Source organism: Peptidiphaga sp. (assembly GCF_057238965.1).
On the sequence record NZ_DBHHEV010000138.1, the window covers coordinates 1 to 3771 of the forward strand.

Annotated in this window: 3 protein-coding genes and 1 pseudogene; all 4 read left to right on the plus strand. The window is 69.1% G+C overall.

Translation table 11 applies throughout. From position 1 onward, the window contains the following. Nucleotides 1-963 (plus strand): copper transporter (locus ACO48X_RS10965; RefSeq protein ID WP_485002121.1); only part of this gene is annotated, 963 nt, incomplete at its 5' end. Nucleotides 964-968: 5 nt separating this feature from the next. Next, entirely contained in the window at nucleotides 969-1796 is an 828-nt protein-coding gene (locus ACO48X_RS10970; protein WP_485002122.1) for a hypothetical protein, read from the plus strand. Nucleotides 1797-1854: 58 nt separating this feature from the next. Then, on the plus strand, nucleotides 1855-3513 hold the full coding sequence (murJ, locus tag ACO48X_RS10975) for a murein biosynthesis integral membrane protein MurJ (RefSeq protein WP_485002123.1): 1659 nt from the start codon (nucleotides 1855-1857) through the stop codon (nucleotides 3511-3513). Nucleotides 3514-3550: 37 nt separating this feature from the next. Continuing rightward, a pseudogene (locus ACO48X_RS10980) lies at nucleotides 3551-3771 on the plus strand (hypothetical protein); the annotation flags it as partial.

The following is a 3771-nucleotide window of genomic DNA, read 5'->3' on the forward strand; positions in this document are numbered from 1 at the left end:
TCGCTTGTCTCGGTTTTCATGGCGCTTGCGATCGGCGTCATCTTGGGCGCGGGTCCGCTCCAGAATTCGATCGGGACGACGCTCTCGTCTCAGGTGGAGTCGCTGAGGAAATCCCGCGACGAAGCGAGGACAGAGGCCGACGCCGCCAACAACGCGCTTTCCGAGAACGAAAAACAGCTCGATTCGGCGGGAACGCAGCTCGTCGGCGGAACCCTCAAAGACCGCAGGGTCGCAATCGTCGCCCTCCCGGGCGTCGAGGAATCCGAGCTCAAGGCCGCCGAAGACAAGGTTTCCAAAGCCGGCGCCACAGTCACCGCGACGGTCACGCTCGCCGACGCCTACGCGGCCTCCTCGGCCAACCCCTACCGCAACACTCTTGCGCGTTCCCTCGCCCAGTACGTGGGCGAGAAAGACGACGCAGACTCGCACGTCGTCATCGCCTCGGGCGTCAGCCGACTGCTGTTCATGGGGGCGGCCGACCCCAATATGACCGTGGTCAGAGACGCCCTCACGGCGAAAGACAACCAGATGATCCAGATCCAGGGAGACGTGGAAGGCGGCGTTCAGGCGGTCGTCGTGGTGACGCCGAAGAAAATGGAGATCGACAAATCCGCCGCCACGCCCGCCGCCGAGACGAAGAGCGTTTCCAACGGCTACGTCAAGATGGTGAAGACCTTTTCCTCGAAGGGGCCGACCGTCACGGCGGGAGAGGGAACCTCCTCGACCAGTTTGCTCGCCAAGGTGCGCGAAGCCAAGGGCGCCGGATCGACGGTCGATTCGCTTGACACCGTGGCTGGGAGAATCAACGTGGCCATCGCCGTGGCCTCCGAGATCAAAGGCTCGCACGTTCAGCTCGGCCAAGGCGACGGCGCCCAAGCGGTCATAGGAACGCGCGTCGACGCCCCGGCGACGCCGGCCCAGACGCCTCAGCCGGCCCCTGGACCCACCTCGGAAGAAGGATGATCGACATGCGCATTCGTGTTGCGGCCCTCGCCGGCGGCCTCGCGGCTGCGGGGGCGGGCGCCGCCGTCGGGGCGGCCAAACGCTTCCCCTCGGCTTTCTCTTCGTGGAACCGCACGTCTTACGCGGGAACGCCGGTCAGTCTGACGGAAGGCCTGGCCGCCGCCGCGGGCCTCGGCCTTGCCTCGGCCGCGCTTCCCGCCGGAATCCGGACGGGCGCGGGAATCGCCGTGGGCGCGGCGGCGGCCGCCGGAGCCGTCGACGACCATTTCGAGGATCGCTTTCCCGCCAAGGGCAAAGGATTCAAAGGCCATATCGGCGCCCTGCGCGAAGGGAAGGCGACGTCGGGGGCCCTCAAGATCGGGCTTATCGGCGCCGGCGCCGGCCTCGGCGCCCTGGCCATCCCGCGGCGCGGCGGGCGCCTGCGGCGGGCCGCGGCTTGGGCCAACCAGTCCGCGCTCATCGCCGGAACGGCCAACATCGTCAACCTCCTGGACCTTCGGCCCGGACGCGCCCTCAAAGCGAGCGCTGCCGCGTCGATCGCCGCGGGCGCGTCCGGGCCCGGCGCGGCGGGCCTTCGAGACGGAATCGTCGCGGTGTCGGCCGTCTGCATGCGCGGCGACCTCCAGGGAAAGACAATGCTCGGGGACCTCGGCGCCAACGCGATCGGCGCCGCCCTCGGGTACTCGCTCGCTCTGGCCCCCGGCGCCTTCGCGCGGTGGTCCTGCCTGTCCGGCGTTGTGGCCCTCACTCTCGCGAGCGAGAAGCTCTCCTTCTCCAAAGTGATAGAGGAGACGCCTATTTTGGCTTGGGCGGATCGGCTCGGGCGCCGGTGAAACTCGCTAGCGCCATGACGTCGGCAAACCGCGGCACACCCACGACGTCGGAAGCGTCATGAAGAAGATCGGCGCCTCGGTTGCGGGGGCGGCCGGCTCGATAGCCGTTCTCACGCTGCTCTCGCGCCTCGTGGGATTCGTCAGAACCTGGGCGCAGAACGGGGCATTGGGGGACACCGCCTCCGGGGAGGCCTATTCGACGGCCAACACCGTCCCGAACGTCCTGTTCGAAATAGCGGCGGGAGGGGCGCTCGCCGGGGCCGTCATCCCGCTTGTCTCGGGTTTCCTGGCGAAGGGGATGAAGGACGAGCTCGAACGCACGGCCTCGGCGCTCGTCACATGGATTCTGGCCGTCGGCCTGCCCATCGCGGGCGTCGTTGCGCTCGCAGCCGAGCCGATCATGCGCGCCCTTCTGGGCGCGCACAAGTCGCCCGAAGAGCTTGCCCTGGCCGCGACGCTTTTGCGGGCCTTCGCCTTGCAGGTTCCCCTTTACGGCCTCTCCGTGGTGCTCACCGGCATTCTCCAAGCCCACAAGCGCTTCCTGCTTCCGGCCCTCGCGCCGATGCTCTCCTCCGTCGCCGTGATAGCCGTCTTCGCGGTTTTCGCCCGGGCGGCAAACGGCGAACAGGATTCCCCGGGCGCCCTGACCGGGGCGTCCGTGGCCTGGCTGGGATGGGGGACGACCATGGGCGTGGTCGCCTTCGCGCTGCCGCAGATCGTTCCCGTGGCCAGGATCGTCAAGCTCAGGCCGACCTTCCGCTTCCCCGACGGGGTAGCCAGGCGGGCTCGAGGCCTCATAGGAGCAGGCCTCGGCGGGCTGCTCGCCCAGCAGGTGCAGATTGTCACGATCATGGTGGTGGCCAACGGCTTCGGAGACACCGGCGCCTATTCCGTCTACACCTTTGCCAACGCCGTCTACATGGTGCCCTACGCCGTTTTGGCCGTGCCGATTGCGACGGCGGTCTTCCCGCGTCTCTCGGAAGCCGCCGCCCTTCCCGGCAGGCCCGGCCTGACGTCCCTGACGGCGCGTTCGACCCGGCTGGTCCTCGACGTCGGGATCGTCACCGTGGCCTTGCTCGCCGTCTTGGCCTCGCCCGCCGGCCTCGTCTTCGAGATACTGCGCCCCGCCAAGGGGATGGACGTCGCGATGCTCGCCATGGCCCCCGGCCTGGCCGGGTACGCGCTCATCTACCACGGCTCGCGCGTGCTCTATGCCGTGGAGGCTTCGCGCGCCGTCGTCCTCGTCAACTCCCTCGCGTGGCTGAGCGTGTGCGCAGCCTTGGGGGCAAGCGTCGCGATCGGGATCGACGGGAGGCGGCAGACGCTCATCGCGGTCGGGGCGTCGGTCTCGGTCGGCATGACGATCGGCGCGATCGGCCAGACAGCGGCGATTCGCAGGGCCGTCGGGAAGCGGGCGACGGTCGGCATGGCGCGTTCGGCGCTCATCGTCGGGGCCGCCTCGGCCGTCGGCGCGGCCCTCGGCCACATGGCCGTCAGGCTCGTCCTCGGCGCGTTGGGGACAGGCGGCGTCGGCGCATTCGCCGCGGCCGCCGTCGGCGGAGCAGTCGTCCTCGCCGCCGGAGGGGGCGCCGTCTTCCTGTTCGACCGCGACGCCCTCCGCCTGGCCGGAGGGGGAGCGAAAGAGTCCGGCGTCGAAGAAGCCGGGGCAGAAGGGCCCCGCGTCGAAGGACGCGCCTCCGACGGGGACACCCAATGACGCCGCGGAGCGACCCGCGCAAAAAGAAGGAGCGGCTATGAAGCGACTGCGCGACATCAGGGACGACCGGCACGTCAAGGTTGAGAAAAGAGACGTCCGCTATCGCGGGCACATCCTCAACCTCGTGACCGACGAGCTTGCCCTCGCCTCGACGGGGTCGAAGATGATGCGCGAGTACATCACGCACGACGACGCCGTCGCCGTCCTTCCCATTCGGGAGGGCGACGGCGGACCGGAGGTCCTCCTCATCCGGCAGTA